Source organism: Burkholderia ubonensis, assembly GCF_902833085.1.
GTDB lineage: Bacteria > Pseudomonadota > Gammaproteobacteria > Burkholderiales > Burkholderiaceae > Burkholderia > Burkholderia ubonensis.
Genome location: NZ_CADFEB010000008.1, coordinates 272,716 through 294,519, shown reverse-complemented (window position 1 = coordinate 294,519; position 21,804 = coordinate 272,716). Strand labels below are relative to the sequence as shown.

General features: G+C 66.9%; 19 protein-coding genes. 4 read left to right on the top strand and 15 right to left on the bottom strand.

The features are described 5' to 3' along the window. Nucleotides 1–316: 316 nt before the first annotated feature. Nucleotides 317–1,450 (bottom strand): RNA-guided endonuclease InsQ/TnpB family protein, encoded by a 1,134-nt coding sequence (locus HWX31_RS23520; RefSeq protein ID WP_174963857.1) that lies wholly within the window; start codon nucleotides 1,448–1,450, stop codon nucleotides 317–319. Nucleotides 1,451–1,590: 140 nt separating this feature from the next. Here HWX31_RS23520 and HWX31_RS23515 point away from each other — a divergent pair, with 140 nt between their 5' ends. The 3 genes from HWX31_RS23515 to HWX31_RS23505 are packed head-to-tail and all read left to right on the top strand — an operon-like array spanning nucleotide 1,591 to nucleotide 4,684. Further along, a complete protein-coding gene (locus HWX31_RS23515; RefSeq protein WP_174963856.1) occupies nucleotides 1,591–2,670 on the top strand; it encodes an acyltransferase family protein in 1,080 nt (359 codons plus the stop codon). 30 nt (nucleotides 2,671–2,700) lie between these two features. Beyond that, on the top strand, nucleotides 2,701–3,744 hold the full coding sequence (gene gmd / locus HWX31_RS23510; protein ID WP_174963855.1) for a GDP-mannose 4,6-dehydratase: 1,044 nt from the start codon (nucleotides 2,701–2,703) through the stop codon (nucleotides 3,742–3,744). Then, nucleotides 3,731–4,684: an NAD-dependent epimerase/dehydratase family protein gene (locus tag HWX31_RS23505; RefSeq protein WP_174963854.1), complete on the top strand. Its 954-nt coding sequence runs from the start codon at nucleotides 3,731–3,733 to the stop codon at nucleotides 4,682–4,684. The genes gmd and HWX31_RS23505 overlap by 14 nt, the downstream gene beginning before the upstream one ends. Before the next feature lie 57 nt (nucleotides 4,685–4,741). On the opposite strand, the gene HWX31_RS23500 is transcribed toward HWX31_RS23505, so the two are convergent. The 12 genes from HWX31_RS23500 to HWX31_RS23445 all read right to left on the bottom strand — a co-directional run bounded on the left by HWX31_RS23500 (nucleotide 4,742) and on the right by HWX31_RS23445 (nucleotide 18,141). Further along, entirely contained in the window at nucleotides 4,742–5,932 is a 1,191-nt protein-coding gene (locus tag HWX31_RS23500; RefSeq protein WP_174963853.1) for an O-succinylhomoserine sulfhydrylase, read from the bottom strand. Nucleotides 5,933–6,167: 235 nt separating this feature from the next. After that, on the bottom strand, nucleotides 6,168–7,703 hold the full coding sequence (purF, locus tag HWX31_RS23495) for an amidophosphoribosyltransferase (RefSeq protein WP_174963852.1): 1,536 nt from the start codon (nucleotides 7,701–7,703) through the stop codon (nucleotides 6,168–6,170). 55 nt (nucleotides 7,704–7,758) lie between these two features. Further along, the gene (locus HWX31_RS23490) at nucleotides 7,759–8,253 is read right to left on the bottom strand and encodes a CvpA family protein (RefSeq protein ID WP_059609225.1); all 495 of its coding nucleotides are present in this window, start codon (nucleotides 8,251–8,253) and stop codon (nucleotides 7,759–7,761) included. 6 nt (nucleotides 8,254–8,259) lie between these two features. Then, a complete protein-coding gene (locus tag HWX31_RS23485) occupies nucleotides 8,260–9,129 on the bottom strand; it encodes an SPOR domain-containing protein (protein WP_174963851.1) in 870 nt (289 codons plus the stop codon). 29 nt (nucleotides 9,130–9,158) lie between these two features. Then, on the bottom strand, nucleotides 9,159–10,469 hold the full coding sequence (gene folC / locus HWX31_RS23480; protein ID WP_174963850.1) for a bifunctional tetrahydrofolate synthase/dihydrofolate synthase: 1,311 nt from the start codon (nucleotides 10,467–10,469) through the stop codon (nucleotides 9,159–9,161). Between the two features lie 101 nt (nucleotides 10,470–10,570). Continuing rightward, nucleotides 10,571–11,443 carry an acetyl-CoA carboxylase, carboxyltransferase subunit beta gene (gene accD, locus HWX31_RS23475; protein ID WP_174963849.1) on the bottom strand — a complete coding sequence of 291 codons (873 nt, stop codon included), beginning with the start codon at nucleotides 11,441–11,443 and terminating at the stop codon, nucleotides 10,571–10,573. Between the two features lie 76 nt (nucleotides 11,444–11,519). Continuing rightward, nucleotides 11,520–12,335: a tryptophan synthase subunit alpha gene (trpA, locus tag HWX31_RS23470; RefSeq protein WP_174963848.1), complete on the bottom strand. Its 816-nt coding sequence runs from the start codon at nucleotides 12,333–12,335 to the stop codon at nucleotides 11,520–11,522. A 41-nt stretch (nucleotides 12,336–12,376) separates the two neighbouring features. Beyond that, complete coding sequence (locus HWX31_RS23465) at nucleotides 12,377–13,228, bottom strand: DNA-methyltransferase (protein ID WP_174963847.1); 852 nt, start codon at nucleotides 13,226–13,228, stop codon at nucleotides 12,377–12,379. A 9-nt stretch (nucleotides 13,229–13,237) separates the two neighbouring features. Next, entirely contained in the window at nucleotides 13,238–14,431 is a 1,194-nt protein-coding gene (gene trpB, locus HWX31_RS23460) for a tryptophan synthase subunit beta (protein WP_059616596.1), read from the bottom strand. A 61-nt stretch (nucleotides 14,432–14,492) separates the two neighbouring features. Further along, the gene (locus tag HWX31_RS23455) at nucleotides 14,493–15,185 is read right to left on the bottom strand and encodes a phosphoribosylanthranilate isomerase (protein WP_174963846.1); all 693 of its coding nucleotides are present in this window, start codon (nucleotides 15,183–15,185) and stop codon (nucleotides 14,493–14,495) included. Continuing rightward, nucleotides 15,182–15,994, bottom strand: a complete 813-nt coding sequence (gene truA / locus HWX31_RS23450) for a tRNA pseudouridine(38-40) synthase TruA (RefSeq protein ID WP_174963845.1) — start codon at nucleotides 15,992–15,994, stop codon at nucleotides 15,182–15,184. Before truA ends, HWX31_RS23455 begins: the two co-directional genes overlap by 4 nt. Beyond that, on the bottom strand, nucleotides 15,994–18,141 hold the full coding sequence (locus tag HWX31_RS23445; RefSeq protein ID WP_175933969.1) for a FimV/HubP family polar landmark protein: 2,148 nt from the start codon (nucleotides 18,139–18,141) through the stop codon (nucleotides 15,994–15,996). Before HWX31_RS23445 ends, truA begins: the two co-directional genes overlap by 1 nt. A gap of 919 nt (nucleotides 18,142–19,060) precedes the next feature. Between HWX31_RS23445 and flgE the strand changes: the two genes are divergently transcribed. Further along, a complete protein-coding gene (gene flgE / locus HWX31_RS23440) occupies nucleotides 19,061–20,302 on the top strand; it encodes a flagellar hook protein FlgE (protein ID WP_175933968.1) in 1,242 nt (413 codons plus the stop codon). Nucleotides 20,303–20,407: 105 nt separating this feature from the next. On the opposite strand, the gene asd is transcribed toward flgE, so the two are convergent. Next, on the bottom strand, nucleotides 20,408–21,529 hold the full coding sequence (gene asd / locus HWX31_RS23435) for an aspartate-semialdehyde dehydrogenase (protein WP_174962931.1): 1,122 nt from the start codon (nucleotides 21,527–21,529) through the stop codon (nucleotides 20,408–20,410). An 85-nt stretch (nucleotides 21,530–21,614) separates the two neighbouring features. After that, complete coding sequence (locus HWX31_RS23430; protein WP_059528214.1) at nucleotides 21,615–21,734, bottom strand: hypothetical protein; 120 nt, start codon at nucleotides 21,732–21,734, stop codon at nucleotides 21,615–21,617. Between the last annotated feature and the right edge of the window lie 70 nt (nucleotides 21,735–21,804).

The following is a 21,804-nucleotide window of genomic DNA, read 5'->3' as shown; positions in this document are numbered from 1 at the left end:
CTGCGTGAAATATCGAGCCCGAACCCATTCGGAAACACATGGCGAAGCGGCAAGAACGACCGCTCGACGGGGGTGAAGCTGTAGAAAGTGCCGCGCCGGAGCGCCCGGCCCGGGCATTTCGGCCGAGAAATTATCTTCGAGCAATGCGCATGAAAGGAAATCGGATGATTTCCGTCAACCCAATGACGCGCGTTTTTTTGCCGATTTCTTTTCCCTAGAATCGATTTCGATTCGATATATCACCTAATCGCTTGACTGCTCTCCTTACCCCAAAGGAAGGAGATTCCCACTTCACCGAATGCAACCCGACATCGCCTCAAAGAGACATGGGACTTACGCTTTCTCCATGGGCTGACACCGCCAGTCCGGCGGCCAAAACGTTACGCGCGGCGTTGATGTCGCGGTCGTGGGTTAATCCGCATCCCGGACAGTCCCATGCGCGCACCTTCAACGGCAGGCTGGCGACGGTATGCCCGCAATCGGCGCATCGCTTGCTGGATGGATACCAGCGATCGATGCCGATCAACGTGCGGCCGTACCATCTGGCCTTGTACGTCAGCTGCCGCACGAATTCCGACCAGCCGGCATCGCTGATCGATTTCGCGAGCTTTCGATTCTTCAGCATGTGGCTGACGACAAGGCTTTCGATCGCGATCACTTGGTTTTCGTTGATCAAACGCGTCGAAAGCTTGTGCAGGAAATCCCTGCGGGCATCTGCTATGCGGGCATGCATGCGTGCGACCTTGAGTCTCGCCTTCCTGCGATTGGCGGAACCCTTTTGCTTCCTTGCCAGCCGTCGTTGCAGCTTGACGAGCCTGGATTCGTTCTTGCGAAACGCGTTCGGTGCAGCGATCTTCTCGCCCGTCGAAAGAACGACAAAATCTGTCAACCCGAAGTCGATGCCGACCTTGCCGATTGCTTCCGATTTTGCGGAAACCACGTCGTCGCAAAGCAGGGATACGTGGTATCGGCCTGCGGTGTCTTTTGACACCGTGACGGTGGTCACCTTCGCCCCCGACGGAATCCTGCGCGACCAGCGGATCGCGAGCGGCGCATCCATCTTCGCCAGCTTCAGCGAAGTGCCATCCCATCTGAAAGCGCTCGCCGTGTACTCGGCCGATTGCGCACCGTCCTTGCGCCGGAAGTTCGGGTACTTGGCGCGCTTGGCGAAGAAGTTCGCGAACGCCGTCTGCAAATGGCGCAATGCCTGCTGGAGCGGCACTGAGCTGACTTCGTTCAGCCAGCCATGTTCGGGCGTTTGCTTCAGCGCGGTGAGCGCGGCGGAGGTTTCGTGATAGCCGACACGTTCCTGGCGTTGATGCCACGCATCGGTACGCATCCGCAGCATGTGGTTATACACAAAGCGCGCGCACCCGAACGTCCGGGCAAGCATCACTGCTTGCTCGGGCGTCGGGTAGAACCGGAATCGGTAGGCACGCTTGATGTCCATGCATCACACCATGTCATAGGTTCGCGTGGGCCTCAAGCCTGGGAAAAGCGGCCACTCGGCCGCACTCCTTTCACTCCCCATCCTACGCCCCGAAGGAAGTCCCCTTCGGAGGAACGACGGGGTTTCTCAGAGCAAATCGCATGAATGACGTTCACGCATCGATTGCGCGGCGCGCAGCCGACACGCCCGTGCCGCACCATGGCCGCATCGTCCAGCTCGACGGGCTGCGCGCGATCGCCGTGGGCGCGGTGTTCCTGCAGCACTCACTGAAGGCGCCGCTGTGGATGGGCGTCGACCTGTTCTTCGTGCTGAGCGGGCTGCTGATCACCGGCATCCTGCTCGAGCGCAAGGCGCGCGGGCAGTCCTACTTCAGCCATTTCTACGCGCGGCGCGTGCGCCGCATCCTGCCGCCGTACGCGCTGCTGCTCGTCGTGTCGACGCTGCTGTTCGGCACGAGCTGGCTGCCGCACTGGCCGTGGTTCGCGTTCTTCTCGACCAACATCGGGCTGTCGCTCGGCAGCATCGGCCACGACAGCCTCAACGTGCTGTGGTCGCTCGCGGTCGAGGAGCAGTTCTACATCTTCTGGCCGTTCGTCGTGCTGTGGTGCTCGGAACGCGCGCTGCTGTGGATCGCGGCCGCGCTGATCGTCGCGGCGCCGGTGCTGCGCGCGCTCGCGACGCCGTGGTTCGATTCGTTCTGGCCGATCTACTACCTGACGCCGTTCCGCATGGACCTGCTCGCCGCGGGCGCGCTGCTCGCGATCGTGCTGCGCCGCGACCGGCGCGCGCTGGAGCCGTTCTACCCGCTCGCGATCGCCGGCGCGCTCGTGGCGCTCGCGATCCTCGGCTGGCTGCACCTGTCGTTCCCGCGCTTTCGCGCGGCGAACACGCCGCTGTCGAACGCGGCGCTCTACAGCGTCTCGCTGCTGCTGTGCACGTCGATCGTCGTGATCGCGCTGCGCGGCCGCGGCTTCGTGCAGCGCGTGCTGACGAACCCCGCGCTCGTCTACGTGGGCACCGTCAGCTACACCGTGTACCTGATCCACCTGAGCGTGCTGTACGCGCTGTGGCCGCTGCACCTGAACCACTACCTCACCGCCGTGCTCGCGCTCGCGATCACGCTCGCGTATGCAACCGCGAGCTGGTACGGCTTCGAGCGGCGCCTGACGCGCGGCCCCGTGCGCAGCGCATTGCCGGCGGCGGCGCGCACCACCGCCTGATTTTTCCATCGTTTCGACTAGGACATCGCCATGAGCCAAACTCGCAAGGCCATCATTACCGGGGTGACGGGGCAAGACGGCGCCTACCTGACCAAGCTGCTGCTCGACAAGGGCTACCAGGTCACGGGCACCTATCGCCGCACCAGCTCGGTCAATTTCTGGCGCATCGCCGAGCTCGGCGTCGACACGCATCCGAACCTCACCCTCGTCGAGCACGATCTGACCGACGCCGGCTCGAGCCTGCGCCTGCTCGAACGCACGCAGCCGGACGAGCTCTACAACCTGGCCGCGCAGAGCTTCGTCGGCGTGTCGTTCGACCAGCCGTCGACCACCGCCGAGGTGACCGGCCTCGGCACGCTGAACCTGCTCGAGGCGATCCGCGTCGTTACGCCGAAGACGCGCTTCTACCAGGCTTCGACGTCCGAAATGTTCGGCAAGGTGCAGGCGATTCCGCAGACGGAAACCACCGCGTTCTACCCGCGCAGCCCGTATGGCGTCGCGAAACTGTTCGCGCACTGGACGACCGTGAACTACCGCGAGTCGTACGGCCTGTTCGGCAGCAGCGGGATCCTGTTCAACCATGAGTCGCCGCTGCGCGGCCGCGAATTCGTCACGCGCAAGATCACCGACACCGTCGCGAAGATCAAGCTCGGCAAGGCGACGCGCCTCGAGCTCGGCAACCTCGACGCGAAACGCGACTGGGGCTTCGCGCTCGAATACGTCGAAGGGATGTGGCGGATGCTGCAGGTCGACGAGCCCGACACCTACGTGCTCGCGACCAACCGCACCGAGACCGTGCGCGACTTCGTGCGGATGGCGTTCGCGGCCGCCGGCTATCAGATCGAATGGACCGGCAAGGGCGAGCAAGAGCGCGGCCTCGACGCGGCGACGGGCAACGCGCTCGTCGAGGTGAATCCGAAGTTCTACCGGCCGGCCGAAGTCGACCTGCTGATCGGCTGCGCGGACAAGGCCAAAGCCAAGCTCGGCTGGGCGCCGAAGACGACGCTCGAACAACTTTGCCAGATGATGGTCGAAGCGGATCTGATGCGCAATCGCCACCATGACACGTATTGAACCCTCGTCGCGCCGTGCGTTCATCACGGGCCTGACCGGCTTCACCGGCCGCTACATGGCGCAACGCCTCGAAGCGGCCGGCTACGAGGTGTGGGGCACGACGGCGCCCGGCGCGCCGCGGCCCGACGATCCGGCGCTCGCGAACTGCACGCTGTTGTCCGTCGACCTGCTCGATGCACACGCGTTGCGCGCCGCGGCCGCCGATGCGCGGCCCGACGCGGTCGTGCACCTCGCCGCCCGTGCGCACGTCGCGCAGGACGATCCGGCGCAGACGTACCAGGTCAACATCGTCGGCACGCGCAACCTGCTGGCCGCCGTCGCGGGCCTCGACCGCCGCCCGTCCGCGGTGCTGCTCGCGAGCAGCGCGAACGTCTACGGCAACGCGACGCCCGGCGTGCTCGACGAAACCGTCGCGCCCGCGCCCGCGAACGACTACGCAGTCAGCAAGCTCGCGATGGAATATGCGGCGAAACTGTGGCACGACCGGCTGCCGATCGTAATCGCGCGCCCGTTCAACTACACGGGCGTCGGCCAGAGCGAAGCGTACCTGCTGCCGAAGCTCGTCGCGCACTATGCGCGCAACGAACCGCGCATCTCGCTCGGCAATCTCGACGTGAGCCGCGATTTCTCGGACGTGCGCGACGTGACGGCCGCCTACCTGCGGCTGATCGAGGCGGCGCCGGCCGGCGAGACGTTCAACGTCTGCTCGGAGCGCGCGTATTCGCTGAAGGAAGTGCTGGCGATGCTGTCGCGCATCGCGGGCTACGTGATCGACGTGACGGTCGATCCACGCTTCGTGCGGGACAACGAAGTAAAGAGCCTGAGCGGCTCGCGCGCCAGGCTGCGGCGCGCGGTGGGCGAACTGTCCGTCACGCCGCTCGACGAGACCTTGCGGTGGATGGTGGACGCGATGCGCGGCGCGCAGGCCGCGCACGTCTGACGCGTTCCGGCGGCGTGGCGAGCGTCGGTCAACCGCCCACCACGCCGCGCGCCGAGCTCAGCCTTCGAGCCCGCGCGCGAGATCGTTGCGCAAGTCCGTCGCATCCTCGAGACCGACCGCGAGCCGGATCAGCCCTTCGGTGATCCCCGCCGCCGCGCGCGCTTCCGGTGTGACGCGGGCGTGCGTGGTGGTCGCCGGATGGGTGATCGTCGTACGCGTGTCGCCGAGGTTGCCGGTGATCGAAATCAGCTTCGTGCCGTCGATCACGCGCCACGCGTTCGCGCGCTGCTGCTCGGGCGTGTCGCCCTTCAACTCGAACGACACGATCGCGCCGCCCGCCTTCTGCTGGCGCTTCGCGAGCGCGTGCTGCGGATGCGATTCGAGCCCCGGATAGAACACGCGCGCGACGGCCGGATGCGCATCGAGCCAGCGCGCGATCTCCAGCGCGTTCGCCGACTGCCGCTCGACGCGCAGCGACAGCGTCTCCATCCCCTTCAGCAGCACCCACGCATTGAACGCGGACAGCGTCGGCCCGGCGCTACGCACGAACGGGAACACCTTGCCCATGATGAATTCCTTCGAGCCGACCAGCGCGCCGCCGAGCACGCGGCCCTGGCCGTCGAGGAACTTCGTCGCCGAGTGCATCACGACGTCCGCGCCGAGCTTCAGCGGCTGCTGCAGCACGGGGCTGCAGAAACAGTTGTCGACGACGAACAGCGCGTTCGCGGCCTTCGCGATCTTGCCGATCGCTTCGATGTCCGCAAGCTCGGTCAGCGGGTTCGACGGCGTCTCGAGGAAGAACATCTTCGTTTCCGGCCGCACCGCTTCCTGCCACGCGTTCAGGTCGGTCGGATCGACGAAGGTCGTCGTGATGCCGAACTTGCTGAAGATCTGCGAGAACATCCCCAGCGTCGAGCCGAACAGGCTGCGCGAACTGACCAGGTGGTCGCCCGCCTGCAGCGCGGCCATCACGACCGACATGATCGCGGCCATTCCGGACGCGGTCGCGATGCACGCCTCGCCGCCCTCGAGCGCCGCGAGACGGTCCTGGAACATCGTCACGGTCGGATTGGTGAAGCGCGAATACGTGAAATAGTCTTCCGAGTTCGCGAAGCGCTCGGCCGCCTCGGCCGCGCTCTTGAAGCAGAAGCTCGACGTGAGGAACAGCGCTTCCGAGTGCTCGTTGAAGTCGCTGCGCAGCGTGCCCGCGCGCACGGCAAGCGTGTCGAAGTTGAGGGAGTCGTCCATGTTCCGTTTTTCCGTTTTCGATGTCCGTGCTGCGCCGCACGGACCAGACCAAACAAAAAAGCCCGCTATGCATCGGCATCAGCGGGCTTCGTGCGGTACGACAGCGGTCGACTCAGGCCGGCTGCCGCCGGCCTTCGCTTTAGCTGTTTTGGGATGAAACCCCGCGTCCGCAAGCTGAAATCAAATCGACGCAAGGCCACATCCTATCACGCCTGTACGACGGCGTGCAGCGGCGTCACTCGACCGACAGCTGCAGGTTCATCTGCGAGCGCGCGGCGCCTTCGCCGCTCGTGTCGCGGTCGGCCTGCGACGCCGGTGCGAGACGCGCGCGCTCGATCGAATCGAGATACTCGGGCGTCACGTTGCCGGTGATGTAGTTGCCGTCGAAGCACGACGCCTCGAAGCGCTCGAGCTTCGGGTTGATGTCGCGCACCGCGCGGCGCAGGTCGTCGACGTCCTGGTAGATCAGGTGGTCGGCGCCGATGATCTTCGCGACTTCTTCGTCGCTGCGGCCGTGCGCGACGAGCTCGCCGCGCGTCGGCATGTCGATGCCGTACACGTTCGGGAACTTCACCGGCGGCGCCGCCGACGCGAAGATCACCGACTTCGCGCCCGCGTCGCGCGCCATCTGCACGATTTCGTGGGACGTCGTGCCGCGCACGATCGAATCGTCGACGATCAGCACGTGCTTGTCCTTGAACTCGATGCTCATCGCGTTGAGCTTCTGGCGCACCGACTTCTTGCGCACCGCCTGGCCCGGCATGATGAACGTGCGGCCGACGTAGCGGTTCTTGAAGAAGCCTTCGCGATACTCGACGCCGAGCTTCGCGGCCACCTGCATCGCGGCCGGCCGCGACGAATCGGGAATCGGCATCACCACGTCGATCGGCACGTTCGGCAGCTCGCGCTTGATCTTCTCGGCCAGATAGTCGCCCATGCGCAGGCGCACGTTGTAGACCGGCACGCCGTCGAGGCACGAATCCGGACGCGCGAGATACACGTATTCGAACATGCACGGGTTGAGCGTCGGCGCCTCCGCGCACTGCTGGCTGTGGAAGTTGCCGGCCTGGTCGATGAAGATCGCCTCGCCCGGCTGCACGTCGCGCACGAACTCGAAGCCGATGCCTTCGACCGCGACCGATTCCGACGCGAGCATCCATTCGGTGCCGTGCTCGGTTTCCAGCTTGCCGATGCAGAGCGGACGGATGCCGAACGGATCGCGGAACGCGAGCAGGCCGTAGCCGGCGATCAGCGACACGATCGCGTACGAGCCCTCCAGGCGGCGATGGACGCCCGCGACCGCCTTGAACACAGCGGCCGGATCGAGCTCGAGGCCCGTCGTCGACAGCTGCAGCTCGTGCGCGAACACGTTGAGCAGCACTTCGCTGTCGGAGTTGGTGTTGAGGTGCCGGCGGTCGATCCGGAACATCTCGTCCTTGAGCTGCTGCCAGTTCGTCAGGTTGCCGTTGTGCGCGAGGATGATCCCGAACGGCGCGTTCACGTAGAACGGCTGCGCCTCCGCCTCGCTCGACGCCGAACCGGCGGTCGGATAGCGGACCTGGCCGATCCCGTACGTGCCGGGCAGGCTGCGCATGTTGCGCGTGCGGAACACGTCGCGCACCATGCCGTTCGCCTTGTACATATGGAAATTGCTGCCGTCCGCCGTCGCGATGCCCGCCGCATCCTGACCGCGGTGCTGCAGCAGCAGCAGGCTGTCATAGATCAGCTGGTTGACCGGGGATTGGGAAATAACGCCTACGATGCCGCACATGGCATGTCCTTCTGAGAATACAAAAACGGTTCCGTCCTGCCCGGCCGCGCGGTGATCACACGCGCACGTACTGGGCCATGCCGTCGGGCAAGAGCGATTTCAGCCCATGCACGCCCTCTTCGGCCAGCGGACGCAAAAGCGCATTGCGCCAGAATTCCTGTTTGGGCAGCTCGGTCAGCCCCGCCGCGGCGACCAGCAGCACTACCATCACGCCGCCGCGCACGAGCCCGAACATCATGCCGAGCGACCGGTCGACCCCGCCGAGCCCCGTTACCTGCGCGATCCGCGACAGCAGCGCGTTCGCGACGCCGGCGACGAACACGACGCCGATCACGAGCAGCGCGAACGCGAGCACCCACTGCGTCAGCGCGCCGCCCGGCCAGGTTGCCGGGATATACGGCACCACGAGCCCGACGTAGCGGCTGGCGATCACGATCGCCGCGATCCAGCCGATCAGCCCGAAAATCTCCGACACGAAGCCGCGCCACGCACCGCGCAGCGCCGACAACGCAATCACCGCCAATACAGCGTAGTCGAAAGCCGTCAGCATCGCGCGTTACTGGGTCAGCCCGGCTTCGCGCACCTTCGCGATCGCCGCGGACGCCGCCGCGCGATCCGCGAACGGACCGGCACGCAACAGTGTAGCCGTGCTGCCGTCCGCCTGCTTGCGGTGTTCGACATATGCGGGCACACCCGCCGATTTCAACTTGGTCGCCCACGAGCGGGCCGTCGCGTCGTCCTTGAACGCGCCGAGCTGCACCGCGAACCGCGCGCCGGCAGGCGACGACGGCGTCGCCGCGTCGCCGCCGTCCGCACCGCCGGCATCGGCGTTCGCGACGGCCGCGGGCGCGGGCTTCGGCGCCGCCGGCTTGGCCGGCTTGGCTGGTTGAGCAGGTGCGGCCGCCGCCGGAGCGGGCTTCGGCGCGACGCTTGCGGTGGTCGTGGCGGTGTCGGGTTTCGCCGCCGGCCTGGCGGCATCCTTCGCGACGTCCGTGGCCGCGCCGGCATTGGCCGTCGCGGCCGTGTCGGACGCGGGCGGCTCGTCGTGCGCGACGCCGGCCTGCACGTCGGACGCATCCTCGTCGCGCGACGGGGCCGCATGGTGCGCGGGGCGGTTGGGAATGTCGATCGCGATGTCGTCGGTCACCGGCTTCGGGTGCGAATCGAGCACCATCGGCAGCACGATGACGGCGGCCACCACGAGCGCGATCGCGCCGACGAGGCGGCGGCGCGCGCGTTGCTTTTCTGGAAGGGTCGGATCGAGGAGCAGTGCGTCCGATTCCGGACGCTCGGTGCGGCGCGAGCGCCGCTCGACGCGTTCTGTGCGTTCAGTGCGCTCGCTACGCACGTTCCGGGAGGTCCCGGTACGACCGCCGCGCCGGGTGGGCGCGTCGTCGTCTTTCTTGCCGAACGAGAAAATTCCCATGAATGGCTGAGTCCGAAACTGCCCGTCAGTCAGTGTTGCTGCGATTTACGATAGGCCATCACGCCAGCTACCGTATGGAAACTGCCGAAAACCACGATTCTATCATTCTCCGATGCTCTTTTTAGTGCATCGCGAAACGCATCGGCCGGCGACGCGTGGCGCGTGACGCTCGAATCCGGGCCGTCCTCGACGCCCGCGTGGCGCAGCGCGGCTTCCAGCTGTTCAGCGCTCGCCGCGCGCGGCAGCGGCAGGTCCGTCACGCACCAGTGGTCGATCTCGCCCTTCAGGTGCCGCAGCACGCCGTCGATATCCTTGTCGTGCATCGCGCCGAACACCGCGTACGTGTACGGGAAGAAGCCCATGTTGCCGAGATTCTGCGCGAGCACGGCCGCCGCATGCGGATTGTGCGCGACGTCGAGCACGATCGCCGGCTTGCCCGGCAGCACCTGGAAGCGGCCCGGCAGCTCGACGTTCGCGAGCCCGAGCCGGATGTCCTGCGCGGACACCGGCAGCACCGCGCGCAGCGATTCGAGCGCGGCGAGCGCCGCCGACGCATTGATCAGTTGATTCGCGCCGCGCAGCGCCGGGTATGCGAGCGCCGGATAGCGCTTGTCGCGGCCGAGGTAGCTCCACTGCTGGCGCTCCGCGCCGGGCTGCGCCTCGTAGCGGAAATCGCGGCCGACGAGCCACAGGTCCGCACCGATCGCGTCCGCGTGGTCGATCAGCGTTTGCGGTACAGCCGGATCGCCGCAGATCGCGGGCTTGCCCGGCCGGAAGATCCCGGCCTTCTCGAACGCGATCTTTTCGCGCGTGTCGCCGAGGTATTCGGTGTGATCGATGTCGATGCTCGTGACGATCGCGCAGTCGGTGTCGATGATGTTGACCGCGTCGAGCCGGCCGCCGAGGCCGACTTCGAGGATCACCGCGTCGAGCCCGCGCGCCGCGAACAGGTGCAGGATCGCGAGCGTCGTGAATTCGAAGTACGTGAGCGACACCGGCTCCGGCAGCGACGTGCGCGCCGCTTCGACGGCCTCGAAATGCGGCAGCAGCTCGTCGTCGGCGACCGTCTCGCCGTTCACCCTCGCCCGCTCGTTGAACGCGAGCAGGTGCGGCGACGTGTGGCAGCCGACCTTGTAGCCGGCGCGCACGAGGATCGTCTCGAGGAACGCGCAGGTCGAGCCCTTGCCGTTGGTGCCGCCGACCGTGATCACCGGGCACGCGAATTCGAGCCCGAGCGCCGCCTTGACCTGGCCGATGCGGGTGAGGCCCATGTCGATGCCGACCGGGTGCGCGCGCTCGAGATGCGAAAGCCACGCGTCGAGAGTGGGAAAAGTGCTCATCGGATCAAATCTGAATCGGTACCGCCACTACGCAAAAAAACGAAGCGCGCCGCCTGGCGATCGAGCCAGGCGACGCGCGCGGTTCACACCCTGGGCGCCGATCAGGCCAGCGCGTCGGCCGGCTGGCGCTGCAGCAGCGCGAGCAGCTGCGCGATCTCGTCGCGCAGCTTGCGACGGTCGACGATCATGTCGATCGCACCCGTTTTAATCAGGAATTCCGCGCGCTGGAAGCCTTCCGGCAGCTTCTCCCGCACCGTCTGCTCGATCACGCGCGGGCCGGCGAAGCCGATCAGCGCCTTCGGCTCGGCGATCACGACGTCGCCGAGGAACGCGAAGCTCGCCGACACGCCGCCCATCGTCGGATCGGTCAGCACCGAGATGAACGGCAGCTTCGCTTCCGCCAGCTTGGTCAGCATCGCGGTGGTCTTTGCCATCTGCATCAGCGACAGCAGGCTTTCCTGCATCCGCGCGCCGCCCGAAGCGGTGAAGCAGATGAACGGCACCTGCTGCTCGAGCGCGTTCTGCGCACCGCGCGCGAAGCGCTCGCCGACCACCGAGCCCATCGAGCCGCCCATGAACGAAAACTCGAAGCACGCGGCGACGACCGGCAGCGTGTGGATCGCACCGCCCATCACGACCATCGCGTCGGTCTCGCCGGTGTCTTCCATCGCTTCCTTCAGACGATCCGGATACTTGCGGCTGTCCTTGAACTTCAGCGTGTCGACCGGCACGATCTCCTGGCCGATCTCGTAGCGGCCTTCCGGATCGAGCAGCGCATCGAGGCGCTCGCGCGCGCCGATCCGCATGTGATGATCGCATTTCGGGCACACGTGCAGGTTCGCGTCCACGTCGTTGCGGTACAGCACGGCCTCGCAGGACGGGCACTTGACCCACAGGCCTTCCGGAATGCCCTTGCGGCTTTTCGGGTCGGTCTGCTTGATCTTCGGCGGCAACAGTTTGTCGAGCCAGCTCATCGTTTGGTTTCCTGTTCCGTGGCAGGCCGGGCAACATGCGCCCGGGCCCGCTTTCCTAGGTAGCTAGGTTGTTTACTTACGCGGCCGTCCTGCCCGCGCCGTCCAGCGCGGCGCGCACCTCGGCGACGAACGCCTTCAGCGCGGCGACGGCGCCTTCCGGCGCGGCGCTCTCGAGGAGCTGCACCAGACGGCTGCCGATCACGACGGCGTCCGACACTTCGGCCACCGCGCGCGCCGTTTCGGCGTCGCGGATGCCGAAGCCGACGCCCACCGGAACCGGCACACGCGACTTGATGGCCGGGATTTTACCCGCAATGCTCGAAACATCCAGATTTCCGGCGCCGGTCACGCCCTTGAGCGACACGTAATACACGTAGCCGCTCGCGATCTTGCCGACGTCCGCGATGCGTTCGTCGGTCGACGTCGGCGCGAGCAGGAAGATCGGATCGATCTGCGCGGCGCGCATTTTTTCCGCGAACACCCCCGCCTCTTCCGGCGGATAGTCGACGACGAGCACGCCGTCGACGCCGGCCGCATGCGCCTGCTCGGCGAACGCGTCGACACCCATCCGCTCGATCGGGTTCGCATAGCCCATCAGCACGACGGGGGTTGTCTGGTTGGTCTCGCGAAAGCGCTTCACGTCGGCGAGCACGCTCTTCAGCGTGACGCCGCGTTCGAGCGCGCGCTCCGACGAGCGCTGGATCACGGGGCCGTCGGCCATCGGGTCCGAGAACGGCACGCCGAGCTCGATCACGTCCGCGCCGCCTTCGGCGAGCGCGTGCATGAAGTCGACGGTCTTCGCGGGATCGGGGTCGCCCGCGGTGATGAACGGAATCAGGCCCTTGCGGCCTTGTTCGGCGAGCGCTGCGAAGGTCTGCTGGATACGGGACATGGCAATTTTCCTCGATTCGTTCGGCGAAACGGCGGCGCGACTCACGCGCACGCCTGCGCATCGAGCGCGGCAATGCGCTCGTGCGCGATCGCGCAATAACTTTCGTTGATCTCGTAGCCGACGAAGTCGCGCCCCTGCCTCGCGCAGGCCACCGCGGTCGTGCCGCTGCCCATGAACGGATCGAGCACGCGGCCGCCCGGCGGGCAGCTCGCGAGCACCATCCGCTCGATGATTTCCAGCGGCTTCTGGGTCGGATGATCGACGCGCTCCGCGTGCTGCCGGTGCAGGCGCGAGACCGACCAGACGTCCTTCGGGTTGTAGCCCATCTCCAGCCACTTGCTGCCTTCGAACAGCTTGCGCGAGCGGGCCTTCTTCGTATCGGCGTCGTATGGGATGCGGACCGGATCGAGATCGAAGTAATACGCCTTGGACACCGCGAAAAAGCCGATGTTGTCGTGCACCGACGTGAAGCGGCGCGTCGTGCCGCCCATGCTCGGCACGCGCCGGTCCCAGATGATCTCGTTGATCATCGTGAGCTTCGTCTTCAGGAAGCTGAAGATCTCCGGCGCATACTGCCACGTGCAGAACACGTACATCGACCCGGTCGGCTTGAGCTTCGAAATCGCCAGCTCCAGCCATGCAATCGTCCACGCGAGGTGGTCGTCGCCCGAGCGCTTGTCCGAGTCGTTGCCGTAGTCCTTGCCGAGCCCGTACGGCGGATCGGCGACGATCAGGTCGATCGACGCGTCCGGCAGGCGCGCGGCTTCGGTCAGGAAATCGCGGTTGTGCAATTCGATGCCGGCGCGCAGCGCGCGCGGCTCGGCGACGGCGGCTTGCACCGCCTGCGCTTCGCTCGCGGCGCCGCCCGCCGGCTCTTCGATCAGGTCACGCATCGGTCGGGGTCAGAGCGAAATGCCCGATCGCTCGGCGACCGTGTGCATGTCCTTGTCGCCGCGGCCCGACAGGTTGACGAGCAGGATCTTGTCCTTCGGCAGCGTCGGCGCGAGTTTCACGCCATACGCGATCGCGTGGCTCGATTCGAGCGCCGGGATGATCCCCTCGATCCTGCAGCAGTCGTGGAACGCCTTCAGCGCTTCCTCGTCGGTGATCGGCACGTACTGCGCGCGGCCGCTGTCCTTCAGCCATGCGTGCTCGGGGCCGACGCCCGGATAGTCGAGGCCCGCCGACACCGAATGCGTCTCGATGATCTGGCCGTTGTCGTCCTGCAGCAGATACGTGCGGTTGCCGTGCAGCACGCCCGGGCTGCCGGCGATCAGCGACGCCGCGTGATGGCCCGTGTCGAGCCCGTCACCGGCCGCCTCGACACCGATCAGCTGCACCGACGCGTCGTCGATGTACGGATAGAAGATGCCCATCGCGTTCGAGCCGCCGCCGACGCAGGCGATCACCGCGTCCGGCTGCCGGCCCGCGAGCTCGGGCATCTGCACCTTGCACTCGTCGCCGATCACGCGCTGGAAGTCGCGCACCATCATCGGGTACGGGTGCGGGCCCGCGACCGTGCCGATGATGTAGAACGTGTTCTCGATGTTCGTGACCCAGTCGCGCATCGCTTCGTTCAGCGCGTCCTTCAGCGTGCGCGAGCCCGATTCGACCGGCACGACCGTAGCGCCGAGCAGCTTCATCCGGTAGACGTTCGCAGCCTGGCGGCGCACGTCCTCGGCGCCCATGTAGACGACGCACTCCATCCCGAAGCGCGCGCAGATCGTCGCGGTCGCGACGCCGTGCTGGCCGGCGCCCGTCTCGGCGATCACGCGCTTCTTGCCCATCCGCTTCGCGAGCAGCGCCTGGCCGATCACGTTGTTGATCTTGTGCGCGCCGGTGTGGTTCAGGTCTTCGCGCTTCAGGTAGATCTGCGCGCCGCCGAGCGTGTCGCTCCAGCGCTGCGCGTGGTAGATCGGCGACGGACGGCCGACGAAGTGCTTCAGCTCGCGCTCGAATTCGGCGACGAAGTCGGGATCGTGCTGGAATTTCTCGTACGCCGCGCGCAGCTCGTCCAGCGCGTGAATCAGCGTCTCGGCGACGAACACGCCGCCATACGGGCCGAAGTGGCCGCGATCATCAGGAAGGTTGTACATGGTGTCACTCTCGATCGGTCGGTGCGCGCCCCGGTTCCTGGGGGCGCCGCACCGGCATGCATCACCCGGCGTCCGCTTCGCGCACCGCGCGCACGAACGCCGCCATCCGGGCGTGATCCTTCACGCCCTTTGCGCCCTCCACTTCGATGCCGCTCGAGACATCGACAGCGAATGGACGCAGCTGGCGGATCGCGTCACCGACGTTTTGCGCGTTCAAGCCACCACTCAAAACGGCCCGACGCGCGAGCTCTGCGGGAATAAGTGACCAATCGAAGACCTTGCCGCTGCCGCCGTAGTCCGGCACGAGGGTGTCGAACAGGAGGCCGCGCGCTTTCGAATAATGAAGTGCCGATTCTACCAAATCGGCCGACTGCGTCGAGGGGCCGACGCGCACCGCGCGCAGCCACGGCAGCCGCGCCGCGCGGCCGAGCGCGTCGCATTGCTCGGGCGTTTCGTCGCCGTGGAACTGCAAGAGCGTCAGCGGCACGTCGCGCACCACCGCCTCGATCTCGTCTACCGTCGCGTTCACGAACAGGCCGACGACCGACACGAACGGCGGCGCGAGGCGCGCCAGCTCGGCCGCCTGCGCGATCGTCACCGCGCGCGGGCTCTTCGGATAGAACACGAGGCCGATCGCGTCGGCGCCGAGCGCCGCCGCGTGCAGCACGTCGTCGGGGCGCGACAGGCCGCACAGCTTGATGCGCGTGCGCGGCGGCGCGGCGGCGGGATCGGAAGAGAGCGCGATGTCGGTCATGGTTGTGGATCCAGATCAGCCCAGACGCCGCTCCACGGCACGCTGCCGAGCTGCGCGGGCGGAACGGCGAATTCCGCAGGATAGCCGACATGGGCAAGATACAGCCCGTCGGCCATGAAGGTCGGCGCCGCGCGGTTACGGTCGCGCCCGGCCAGCACGTCCGCGAGCCACTCGGCCGGATAGCGGCCGCGGCCGACCGCGACGAGGCAGCCCATCAGGTTGCGCACCATGTGGTGCAGGAACGCGTTGGCGCGGAACCGGAAATGCACGAAGTGGCCCGCGCGCCGGATGTCGATCTGGTACAGGTGCTTGACCGGCGTCTTCGACTGGCATTCCGACGACCGGAACGCCGAGAAGTCATGCTCGCCGATCAGGTGCGCCGCGGCCGCGCGCATTGCGTCGTCGTCGAGCGGCGTGTGGATCCAGCCGGCGCGCGCGTCGAGCATCGGCGAGCGCACCGGATGCACGTACAGCGCGTAGTAGTAGGTGCGCTCGAACGCCGAGAAGCGCGCGTGGAACGCGTCCGGCATCGGCTTCGCCCATTGCACCGCAACCGTCGACGGCAGGAACGCGTTGGTGCCGCGGACCCACGAGAAGTCGGTGCGGTCCAGCTCGGTGTCGAAGTGCACGACCTGCCCGAGGCCGTGCACACCGGTGTCGGTGCGCCCCGCCACCGTCGTATGCAGCGGCGTCTGCGCGAACTCGGCCAGCGCGCGCTCGAGCGCGTCCTGCACGGTCTTGCCGTGCGGCTGCGACTGCCAGCCGCAAAACGCCGCGCCGTCGTATTGGATGCCCAGCGCGATCCGCATCACGCCTCGTCCGCCAGTTTCGCCAGCAGCGCGCGCGCGTCGTCGCGCGTCGCGGCGTCGTTTGCGTCGACCACTTCCTGCAACAGCGTCCGTGCGCCGGCCAGATCGCCCAGCTCGACGTATTCGCCGGCGAGTTCGAGCTTGTTGCGCGCGATGCGCGCCAGCTCGTCCGGCGTGAGCGCCGGGGGCACCGCGCCGGGCGCGGCCGGCAGGTCGAGATCGAAGTCTAGCTTCAGCGCGCCGAACTGCGCGCCGCCGAGCGGTGCGAACGCAGATGCCGAGGTCGTCGCCCCCGAATGGCCGTGCAGGGTCGCGCCGCCGTCCCATTCCGGCTCTTCTTCCTGCTCGGCAAGGTGTTCCGGGGTCTGATCATCATCGCCAACCGGCGGGCGCGGGGCGGGTTGACCGTTAGTTGCGCTCTTGTCGTCGACAAAAAGCCCTGCCTTCGGGGCTGTTTCGGTCGTCGACAGCGACGCTTCGTCCGATACGCGCGGCGGCAGCGGCATATCGAGACTATCGAGCGCGGCGATCGCGCTCTGCATGATTGCTTGCTGCGTGTCCGCCGCCGGGGCGGCCGGCGTGTCGGCCGGTGCGTGGGCAGGCGTTTCGAGCGGCTTGTCGGCCGGCGCGTTGACCGGGGCTTCGACCAGGGCGTCGGTCGGCTGCTTGTCGTGGCCGGCGTCCACCCCTTCCGCCACCTCGCCCGCCTCCTGCGCGTGCGGCGTGGAATCGGCATGGGCAGGCTCGGCGGACGGCGGCGCTACCTGCGCATCGTGAGATTCATGGGCTTCATGGGCTTCATGGGCTTCATGGGCTTCATGGGCTTCATGGGCTTCATGGGCTTCATGGGCTTCATGGGCTTCATGGGCTTCGTGCGCCTCCACCGTCTCCACCGCCGCCGCGGTCGCGGCCGCCAGATGCACGTCGGCCGCCGCATCGCGCGACACCGGCGTCTCGGGCTGGATCGGCAACTCCTCCACGACCGACGGCTTCACGTCGCCGGCGCCGGAAGCTGCCTCGGCAGCGCCGCGCCGCGCATTGCGACGCTTGCGCCACATGAGACCGGCCACCAGCAGCGCCGCTGCCGCGCCGGCCGCGGCAACCGGGCGCCAGTCGACCTGCCCGGCCGCGCCGGTCGTCCTCACCGGGCGCACCGGCGGCGTCTGCGGTTGCGCCGCGCTTGCCGCGCCACCGGTCGCCGCGGCCTCGCTGGCCCCCGGCGCAGTGGCGGACGCGCCTGCGTCGCCGGCCGCCGGACGCGGCGCGGAAGGCGTCTGCGGACGCCCCGCATCGGCCGCCGCGCCGGTTGCGGCCGGCTTGCCGATCCCGTGTTTCTGCAGTTCCATCAGCACGCGATTCTTCAGTGCAAGCAACTGCTGCAGACTGGACGGACGCGCCTGCGACGCGGCCGCCACCGGCGCCGCGCCCGGGGCGGCATGCGAGCCGGCCGCCGGAACGCCCGGCGTCGACGGCGCAGCCGCTTCGCTGGCGGACGACGGCGCGGCCTGGATCGAGCCGCTCCACACGTGCGGCCCGCTCGCGCCGGCCTGCTGCGCCGCAGGCTCTGCGCCGGGCCCGGACGCGCCGTGCGCGGCGGACGCGCCGACGGCGGCCGACGCGCCTGCCGTTGCCGCCGCCGCATGCGCGTCGCTCGTCTGCGCCGGATGAACGGCGGACGTCGCGGGCGCGCCCTGCACCGCCGACGCCGCATGCGCCGCCGACGCGGGATGCGGCGCGGACGCCGCGCCGGCGGACGCGGCCGGCGCCACGGAAGCCGCCGACGCGCCGGACGGGATCGCCGCGCCCGTCGCATCGAGCGCCGGCACCGTCAGCGCCGAGCCGACCTTCAGGCGGCTCGGATCGCGTTTCATGAACGCCTGCGGATTCGCGTCGAACAGCGCGCGCCCGGCCCGGGCGATCACGCCGGGATCGTGCGACTGCGTGGCCGCAATCGCAATGTCGTTGAGGGACTGGCCCGGCTGGACCGTGATCGTGAGCGGCGCGGCAGCGCCGGCAGCGGGCGCCGCAGCGTCGCTGGCGCCGGCCGCCCAGGCGGGCGCGACAGCGCCGAGCGCGAGGATCGCCAGCACGCCGCTCACGGCGCGCGACAGACGGGACTGACGCGGAAACAAGAAAATTCGGGACATCGTTGGCTCTATCGCCGCGCTGGCGCGCGGCTCGGATTCGCGTTTGGAAGCGTCAAAAAAAGTCGCCGCAGAAATGCAAAAGCGCCGCGCAGAACGCGACGCTTTCCGCTGGTCTGCGCGTCGTAACCGCGTAGTTTACTTCACGCGCCCGGATTCGGGCCGAATTCGTCCCCGGTTGCCGCGCACCGGCCGGCACGCACGCGGCGTTTCGGGCGGCGCCTGCACGGCCGGCGGCGCAATCGGGGCCATCCCGCCGGTTCGCAAACAAAACTTCAGCAATTGCGGCAACTCCCTACATTAACCTCCTGCCGGGAACGAATCCACCGGCTTATACTTCGCGACGCATCCTCTCCTCGTGCCAAAGGAATCGATGCAAGAAAGCCCCGGCCGCGCAAGCGGTTCGGGGCTTTCACGTTTTTGCACCGGGCATTTCGCGCGCGACCGGCGCCGCCTCCAAACCGCCGGCGAAAAACCCGCAGCCCGAAAATAAAGCGTCGTCGTCACCATCAATAATTCGCCGCACCTGCCGTTAATGAAATCACGGCCGAAAATTCAAATAAATCCCGCCCCAGCACCCCCAATCACATTCAAAATAATTTCAATCTATCGATAAGAAGGCAATCCTCCCATCTAATCGGCGAATTGACCATTCATCCTACCAAATCCCCCGCCCAGCAAGGATTTCAAGCTCATCATAGAGCCCCGAAATCCCTCCAAAAACGACCTTTCGTTTGTAATTCACCCACATTACACAAATCTACACAAATTCGATAACGATCACCGCTACGATCAACCGAAAACAAGAATCAGCGCGATTCGACCATTACGATCGGCCGGACTGACGCGGCGAGATTTCAGGGAGTTTTACCGCGCAGTCGCACGACTGCATTCCTTTACCAGCTCGTTACGGGGACCGAACATGGGCTATCAGCAAGGCTTAAGCGGGTTGGCCGGGGCGTCGAACAATCTCGACGTGATCGGCAACAACATCGCGAACGCGAACACGGTCGGCTTCAAGCAAAGCCGCGCGCACTTCTCCGACATGTACGCGAACTCGGTCGCGACGTCGGTCAACACCCAGATCGGCATCGGCTCGGGGCTCGCGTCGGTGGACCAGCAGTTCGGCCAGGGCACGATCAATACGACCGGCAACGCGCTCGACGTCGCGATCAACGGCAACGGCTTCTTCCAGATGTCGAACGACGGCGTGGTCACCTATTCGCGCGACGGCACGTTCCATCGCGACAAGAACGGCTTCATCGTCGACTCGCACGGCCGCAACCTGATGGGCTATAACGCGACCGCGGGCGGCGTGATCAACACCGCGGCCACCGTGCCGATGCAGGCGCCCACCACCAACCTCGCGCCGACCGCGACGACCAAGATCACCGGCCAGTTCAACCTGAACTCGCAGGACAAGGTGCCGGCCACGACGCCGTTCAGCCCGACGGTCAACACGTCGTACAACTACTCGACGTCGATCCAGGTGTACGACACGCTCGGCGGCGCGCAGCAAGTCGACATGTATTTCGTGAAGAGCGCGACGGCCGGCCAGTGGGAAGTCTACTCGGGCGTCAAGGGCCAGACGCCGACCAATCTCGGCACGGTGGCGTTCAACACGTCGGGCCAGATCGCAAGCACGACGCCGGTCGCACCCGTCACCGGCTCGACCGGCCAGTTCCAGTTCACGATCCCGGCCACCGGCGGCTCCCTGACGCCGCAGAAGCTGACGCTCGACCTGACCGGCACGACCCAGTACGGCGGCAAGGACGGCGTGAACAACCTCGCGCAGGACGGCTTCGCGAGCGGCACGCTGACGACCTTCACGATCGGCGCGGACGGCAAGCTGACCGGCAACTACTCGAACGGCCAGACGCAGACGCTCGGCCTGATCGCGCTCGCGAACTTCAACAACCCGAACGGCCTCACGAACCTCGGCGGCAACCAGTACGCCGAGAGCTCCGCGTCGGGCGTGCCGCAGATTTCCGCGCCGGGCAGCACGAACCACGGCGTGCTGCAGGGCAGCGCGCTGGAAAACTCGAACGTCGACCTGACGGTCCAGCTCGTGAACCTGATCACCGCGCAGCGCAATTACCAGGCGAACGCGCAGACGATCAAGACCCAGCAGGCGGTCGACCAGGCGGTACTGAACATGCGCTGACGCGTATATGAAAAACGCGCCGCGCCGGACCGTGACATCGTCACGGCCGGCGCGGCGCGCTGGCGTGGACAATCCGGCCCGCGGGCCGGATTCCGCATTTCGGGCTTACTTGTCGAGCAGGATGCGCAGCATGCGGCGCAGCGGCTCGGCCGCGCCCCACAGCAGCTGGTCGCCGACGGTGAACGCCGACAGGTATTCGCCGCCCATCGCGAGCTTGCGCAGGCGGCCGACCGGCACCGACAGCGTGCCCGTGATCTTCGCCGGCGACAGGTCGCGCATCGACGCTTCGCGCTCGTTCGGCACGACCTTCACCCAGTCGTTCGCCGACGCGAGGATGCCGTTGATCTCGTCGAGCGGCACGTCCTTGTTCAGCTTGATCGTCAGCGCCTGCGAGTGGCAGCGCATCGCGCCGATCCGCACGCACAGGCCGTCGACCGGGATCGAGCCCGGCTCGCCCATCGCCGGCTTGCCGAGGATCTTGTTGGTTTCCGCGCCGCCCTTCCACTCTTCCCTCGACATCCCGTTGCCGAGATCCTTGTCGATCCACGGAATCAGCGAGCCCGCGAGCGGCACGCCGAAGTGGCTGGTCGGCATCGCGTCGCTGTTCATCGCGGCCAGCACGCGGCGGTCGATGTCGAGGATCGCGGACGCCGGATCGGCCAGCTGTTCCTGCACCGCGCCGTTCAGCGTGCCCATCTGCGACAGCAGCTCGCGCATGTTCTGCGCGCCCGCGCCCGATGCGGCCTGGTAGGTCATCGCCGTCATCCAGTCGACGAGGTTCTCGCGGAACAGGCCGCCGAGCGCCATCAGCATCAGGCTGACCGTGCAGTTGCCGCCGATGAAGTTCTTCGTGCCCTTGACGAGCGCGTCCTTGATCACGTCGAGGTTGACCGGATCGAGGATGATGACCGCGTCGTCGTTCATCCGCAGCGACGACGCCGCGTCGATCCAGTAGCCGTTCCAGCCGGCCGCGCGCAGCTTCGGGAACACGTCGTTCGTGTAGTCGCCGCCCTGGCACGTGATGATCACGTCGCACTTCTTCAGCTCGTCGACGTTGGTCGCGTCCTTGAGCGTAGTCTCGTTTTTCGCGAACGACGGCGCCTTGCCGCCCGTGTTGCTGGTGCTGAAAAACACCGGTTCGATCAGGTCGAAATCGCCCTCTTCCTGCATGCGCTGCATCAGGACGCTGCCGACCATGCCGCGCCAACCTACGAGACCTACGTTCATGACTAACCCTTTGCTTTGAATGGAGCTTCCCCGCCATTTCCGTCCCCGCGTGACCGCGCGGGGAAACAGGCGGGCACGACGGCGATCAGCGTTTAATGATCGTTTTCGTGGTAATGGTTTTCGTGATGACGATGGCGCGCGTAACCGCACGGGCAGTGTTGCCGTGGAGTTTCAAGACCGGGGAGATCAGGGAAATCAGCGCCATCGCACGAGTCTACACAAACCTGTCTGGCCGCACAACGGCCAACCCGGCGCGAACGGGCCGTTTTTCACGG